This is a genomic window from Caulobacter sp. SSI4214 (genome assembly GCF_012184455.1).
GTDB classification, from domain to species: domain Bacteria; phylum Pseudomonadota; class Alphaproteobacteria; order Caulobacterales; family Caulobacteraceae; genus Caulobacter; species Caulobacter vibrioides_E.
In genome coordinates this window covers 1-5725 of record NZ_SZWJ01000145.1, presented here as the reverse complement: position 1 = coordinate 5725, position 5725 = coordinate 1, and the positions used below count along the sequence as shown (strand labels likewise).

Here is a 5725-nt window from a genome sequence, read left to right as displayed (position 1 = left end):
GCCGCGCTTTCCAGTCCGCGCCGCGCGCTGAAGCCGCCCGCCGGCCGCCGGGCCGTGGTGCTGCTGACCCCCGATCAGCGCGACCTGATCGACCGCCTGAAGACGGGCGGCTTCTCGGGCTATCTGATCAAACCGCTGCGCGCGGCCTCCCTCGTCGCCCAGGTGCTGCAAGCCGGCGCCGCCCACGGCGAGGACGGGGCGACAGCCGTCGAGCCGGCGCATGACGACCGCGTCGCCGGGGCGGTGGCCCAGGGCGCGCGCGTGCTGCTGGCCGAGGACAATCCGATCAACGCCCTGCTGGCCCGCACCCTGCTGGAGCGCGAGGGCTGCAAGGTCGACCGCGTCGCGGACGGCGAACAGGCGGTGGTCGCCGCCTCGGCCGGCGCCTACGACCTGATCCTGATGGATCTGCGGATGCCGGGCCTTTCGGGCGTCGAGGCCTCCAAGGCCCTGCGCGGTCGAGGCGTCGCCACGCCGATCGCCGCCCTGACCGCCGACGCCTTCGACGAGGACAAGCGCGCCTGTCTGGCGGCGGGCATGGACGACTTCCTGGTCAAGCCCCTGACCCAGGAAGCCCTGCGCGCGGCGCTCACGCGGTGGACCGGCCGCGCCGCGACCGCTGGCTGGACGAAAGCGCCGACGCGGGCCAAGGTCGCCTCCTGATTTCGGAGGGGGACCGCGTCCGGGCGCGGTGAAGACGCATGGCCGCAGGCGCGACGACCAAAAAGCGCGGCATGATGGACGTGCTGCGCGCGCTGAAGCAACCAAAGGTCGCGGCGATGCTGGCCCTGGGCTTCGCGTCGGGCCTGCCGTTCCTCCTGACCGCCAACACCTTCGGCTACTGGCTGCGGGAAGAAGGCACGTCGCTGAAGGCGATCGGCTTCCTGTCCTGGGTCAGTCTGGCCTATGGCATGAAGTTCCTGTGGGCTCCGCTGATCGACCGGCTGGACGCGCCGCTGCTGGGCCGGTGGCTGGGCCGTCGGCGCGGCTGGATGGTGCTATCGCAAATCATCGTGGCCGCCGGCCTGATCGGCATGGGTCTGACCGGACCCCATGCGGGCCTGTCCACCGTCGCGGGTTTCGCCGTGCTCGTGGCCTTCGCCTCCGCGACCCAGGACATTGTCATCGACGCCTGGCGGATCGAGATCGCCGACGATGGCGACGAGCTGGGCCTGCTGACCTCGGCCGTGCAGATCGGCTATCGCGTCGCCCTGCTGGCCGCCGACGCCCTGATCCTGGTGCTGGCCGATAAGATCGGCTGGCCGGGCTCGTACCTGACCTATGGCGTTCTGATGGCGATCGGCGTGGCGGGCGCGCTGATGGCCGTCGAGCCCAGCCGGGCCGACGCGGTCATGGCCGCCAACGCCGCCGAGAAGCCGCTTTGGACCCCACGCGGCCTCTGGGACGCCATCGCCGGCCCGTTCATCGAGTTCTTCACCGCGCATGGCGCCTTCGCCCTGCTGATCCTGGTGACCATCACGCTCTATCACCTGTCGGACTATGTGCGCGGGCCGATCTCGAACCCCTTCTATCACGACCTGGGCCTGACCAAGAGCACGGTGGGCTGGGTGCGCACCATCGCCTTGACCGGGACCTTCTCGGGGATCGCCGTCGGCGGCTTCTGCGCCCTGCGCTTCGGCTACTTCAAGACCCTGATCGCCGGCGCGGTGCTGCAGCCGATCGGCATCGCCCTGTTCGCCGGGCTGGCCTTGTGGGGCGTCACGATCCCCAGCTTCATCACCGTGATGATCCTGGACAACTTCGCCATCGGCTTTTCGGGCGTGGCGCTGGTCACCTACATGTCCAGCCTGACCAGTCTGGGCTACACGGCCACGCAGTACGCGGTGATGACCTCGGCGCTGGCCTGGACCGGCAAGTTCCTGAAGGGTTTCTCGGGCGCGGCGGTCGAGGCGCTGCAGAGCGGCCGCGACCTGATGCATGCCTACGCTCTTTTCTATCTGGGCGCGGCGGCGATCGGCATTCCGGCCGTGATCCTTTGCTTCTTCCTGGTGCGTCCGCCCGCCAAGCCCGAAGCGGCGACGCCGGCCTAGACCGCCAGGCACACCACCTGGGCCACCCGCAGGTCGCGGCGCAGGCCGTCGGCGACGCGGCCGTAGTTGTCGGTCGTGATCGGCTCGGCGTTGGGATCGGCTGGCGAGGGGCGCCGACCGGGACCGAGCAGAACCTTCAGGCTCTCGGGCGCCGTCGTGTAGATGCGGCCCCGGCGCGGGGCCTCGGCGACGGTGACGCCGATCACGCGGCCGGCGGCGTCCAGGGCCGGCGCGCCCGACAGGCCCGACAGCGTGCCCTTGAGCGTATCGGTGCGTCCGACCTCGGCCCAGACCAGCACCGGCTCGGTGCGCGCGCCGCGACCATGGACGACCAGGTTCTCGCGACCCAGCAGGCGCGAGGCGGCCTCGCCCGGATGGCCCTGCGGAAAGCCGGGGTGATAGGCGCGCGCGCCCCGGCGCAGCGGCGTGTCCAGCCCCAGCGGCACCGCCGGCGCCCCGCCCTCGGTGGTCAAGATCGCCGCGTCGGCCGTTGGATCGATATGGACCTTGGCCGCCACGCCCCGTCCGTCGGCGACGACGATCGCGGCCTTCTTGCAGCCGTCGACCACGTGGCGGGCGGTCAGCCAGGAGCCGTCATCGCCGACCGAGAAGGCCGTGCCCGAGCCGGGCTCCGGCTTGTCGGGCACCTGGACCACGATCGACGGGTCGAACGGCGAGGACGGTCCCAGCGGCACGCCCTCCTCGCCCGGCACCGGCGGCGGCGGCGGCGGGGCGTCCGAGCGCTCCTGCCGACCGATGGCGACGATCAGCAGGGCGCTGACCGCCGCGGCGTAGACCAGCCAGTCGGGGAGCTTGGGAAAATGCACGACGAACGCCCCGGACGCGACGCGATCAGCCCGCCACGGCGGCGGCCAGGATCAGGGCCACGCCCAGCTTGGCCCCCACCAGCAGAGCGGCGGCGGCGACCTCGCCCTCGTGGATGCGCTCGGGAAGGCCTTTGAGGATCATGTCGGTGACCCGGAAGACCAGCAGCTGAACGGCAATGGTGGCCACGCCCCAGATGATGATCTCCACAACGGAGGTCGAGGCCTTCAGAGACACGGCCAGCGGGATCGCCAGGCCCACGAACACGCCGCCCAGCGACAGGGCCGCTGCCGAATTGCCCTCGCGGATCAGGGTGATCTCCTTGTGCGGGGTGAGCAGGGCGTAGACCACCGCGCCCAGCACCAGCATCGTCAGGGTCACGCCCGCGTGCAGCAAGGTGATCGGAAAGCCGGTGGCGAACGCCTGAATCTCGGGCGACTGGAGCTGGGACGGCATGGACGCGGATGACCCCGGAGAACGTGCGGCCCACTGAGTAGCACGGGTCGGCGAGCTTTGCGTAGGGGGCGCTCGCGCCACGGGAAACGCCGCTTACGGGCAGCCTAAGCCGCCTCGTCGTCATCCTCGGACAGAACGCCCGCCATCGCGGCCAGCGACAGCTTGCGCAGGGCCGAGGCGCGGACCTTCTCGCTCTCGCTCTTCAGCTGGCCGCAGGCGGCGAGGATGTCGCGGCCGCGCGGGGTGCGGATCGGCGAGGAGTAGCCGGCCTTGTTGAGGATCGCGGCGAAGGCCTCGATCGTCGCCCAGTCCGAGCACTGGTAGTCGCTGCCCGGCCAGGGGTTGAACGGGATCAGATTGATCTTGGCGGGGATGCCCTTGATCAGCTTGACCAGGGCGCGGGCCTCGTCGGGGCTGTCGTTGACGCCCTTCAGCATCACGTACTCGAACGTCACGCGGCGGGCGTTCGACAGGCCCGGATAGGCGCGGATGCCGGCCATCAGTTCGGCGATCGGGTACTTCTTGTTCAGCGGCACCAAGACGTCGCGGAGGGCGTCGTTGGTGGCGTGCAGGCTGATCGCCAGCATGGCCTGGGTGGTCGAGCCCAGCTTTTCCAGCATGGGGACCACGCCCGAGGTCGAGACCGTGATCCGGCGACGCGAGATGGCGATGCCTTCGTTGTCGCTGATGATCTCGATGGCGTCGGCGACCTGGCCCAGGTTGTAGAGCGGCTCGCCCATGCCCATGAACACGATGTTCGAGAGCTGGCGGTCCTCCTTGTCGGACGGCCATTCGCCGAGGTCGTCCTTGGCGACCTGCACCTGGGCGACGATCTCGGCCGTGGTCAGGTTGCGGACCAGCGGCTGGGTGCCGGTATGGCAGAAGCTGCAGTTCAGGGTGCAGCCCACCTGGCTGGAGACGCACAAGGCGCCGGCCCGGCCGACGCCCGGGATGAACACGCTCTCGACCTCGATGCCCGGCGCCATGCGGATCAGCCACTTGCGGGTGCCGTCCTTCGACACCTGACGCTCGACAACCTCCGGCCGGGCGATGGTGAAGGCCTCAGCGAGGCGCGCGCGGGTTTCCTTGGCGACATCGCTCATGTCGGCGAAGTCGGTGACGCCGCGATGATGCATCCAGCGGAAGATCTGGGTGGCCCGCATCTTAGCCTTGCCGTGCTCGACCACGCCGCTCTCGACCAGGGCCGCGACCAGTTGCGGGCGCGTCAGGCCCGACAGGTTGATCAACGGCTTGGTGACGGGGGTTGCGGGCGCGGCGTCGGACGAGACGCGCGACAGGTCGAGGGTGACGCTCAAGGGGGTGTCCGGATCTTCGGGGTCGAGGCGGACATATAGCAGGTCCGGCACGGTTTTCCAAAAGGCGCCGTCCAGAGCCGGATGTCACACCTTGCGGAACCGGCTTCCCTGGCTGGCCATCAGGGCCAGGGCCCAGTCGTCGGGCACGACCTTGGCGATGGCCGCGAGCGCCTTGTTGGGCGCGCCGGGCACGCAGATCGGGCGGTTGGCCTCGGCGGCCTCAAAGCCGGCGGCGGCCACTTCGTCGGCGCCCAGCCACATCCATTCGGGCACGCCCTGGCTGACCTGGTCGCGCGTGCCGTCGACGTCGTGGAATTCCGAATAGGTGAAGCCCGGGCACAGGGCGCTGACATGGACGCCCGTCGCGAGGTTCTCCAGATGCAGGCTCTGGGAGAACTTGACCAGGAAGCCCTTGGTCGCCGCGTAAAGGGTGTGCCCGGCCGCGCCGGGGACAAGCCCCGCCAGGGACGCCACATTGACGATACGGCCGAAGCGCCGCTCGACCATGCCCGGCAGGACCTTGTGGGTCATCTCGCAGACGCTGGTCAGCATCACCTGCAAGAACGTCGCCTGGTCGGCCCAACTGGTCGTCGCGAAGGTCCCCGGCAGGCCGTAGCCGGCGTTGTTGACCAGGGCGTCCACCACCCGGCCCTGCTCGGCGATCCCCGCCAGGACCGCGTCGACGCCCGCCGGATCGGCCAGGTCGGCGGGAAGGGCGTAGGCTTCCACGCCCGAGCGCAGCTTGATCTCGGCGGCCAGGCCCTCGAGGCGGTCGGCGCGCCGCGCGGTCAGGGCCACGTCATAGCCGTGGCTGGCGTAGATGCGGGCGGAAGCGGCCCCGATGCCGGCGGAGGCGCCGGTGATTAGGGCAAGACGGCGGGCCATGACGAAGGGATCCGGTGGACGAAAGAACGCCCCCCGACAGCAGCACGGCCCGCGCTCTGGTTCAAGAAGCCCTCGAAATCCCGCCCCCCTGAGGAGGGGGCGGAAGGGCGCGCGTCGGGGCGAGAGCGCGCGCCCTTCCGGGCCGTGGCGCGAGGGAGGCCGCCACGGCCGTTGGAAGGGATTAGAGCTAGA

6 protein-coding genes are annotated in these 5725 nt (G+C 70.4%); 2 read left to right on the top strand and 4 right to left on the bottom strand.

Annotated elements, in window-relative coordinates; genetic code table 11:
- The coding region (locus FCU40_RS22340) for a response regulator (RefSeq protein ID WP_168077994.1) at window positions 1-663 on the top strand (663 nt) is incomplete at its 5' end.
- A 38-nt stretch (window positions 664-701) separates the two neighbouring features.
- Window positions 702-2051 carry an MFS transporter gene (locus FCU40_RS22335; protein ID WP_168077992.1) on the top strand — a complete coding sequence of 450 codons (1350 nt, stop codon included), beginning with the start codon at window positions 702-704 and terminating at the stop codon, window positions 2049-2051.
- Here the strand turns inward: FCU40_RS22335 and FCU40_RS22330 are convergent.
- The 4 genes from FCU40_RS22330 to FCU40_RS22315 all read right to left on the bottom strand — a co-directional run bounded on the left by FCU40_RS22330 (window position 2048) and on the right by FCU40_RS22315 (window position 5533).
- Entirely contained in the window at window positions 2048-2878 is an 831-nt protein-coding gene (locus FCU40_RS22330) for a serine protease (protein ID WP_004615996.1), read from the bottom strand. The genes FCU40_RS22335 and FCU40_RS22330 overlap by 4 nt on opposite strands.
- Before the next feature lie 25 nt (window positions 2879-2903).
- Window positions 2904-3332 carry a DUF350 domain-containing protein gene (locus FCU40_RS22325; protein ID WP_004615999.1) on the bottom strand — a complete coding sequence of 143 codons (429 nt, stop codon included), beginning with the start codon at window positions 3330-3332 and terminating at the stop codon, window positions 2904-2906.
- Between the two features lie 104 nt (window positions 3333-3436).
- The gene (rlmN, locus tag FCU40_RS22320) at window positions 3437-4648 is read right to left on the bottom strand and encodes a 23S rRNA (adenine(2503)-C(2))-methyltransferase RlmN (RefSeq protein ID WP_168077996.1); all 1212 of its coding nucleotides are present in this window, start codon (window positions 4646-4648) and stop codon (window positions 3437-3439) included.
- An 84-nt stretch (window positions 4649-4732) separates the two neighbouring features.
- Window positions 4733-5533, bottom strand: coding sequence for an SDR family oxidoreductase (locus FCU40_RS22315; RefSeq protein ID WP_168077990.1), 801 nt, complete (start codon window positions 5531-5533; stop codon window positions 4733-4735).
- Between the last annotated feature and the right edge of the window lie 192 nt (window positions 5534-5725).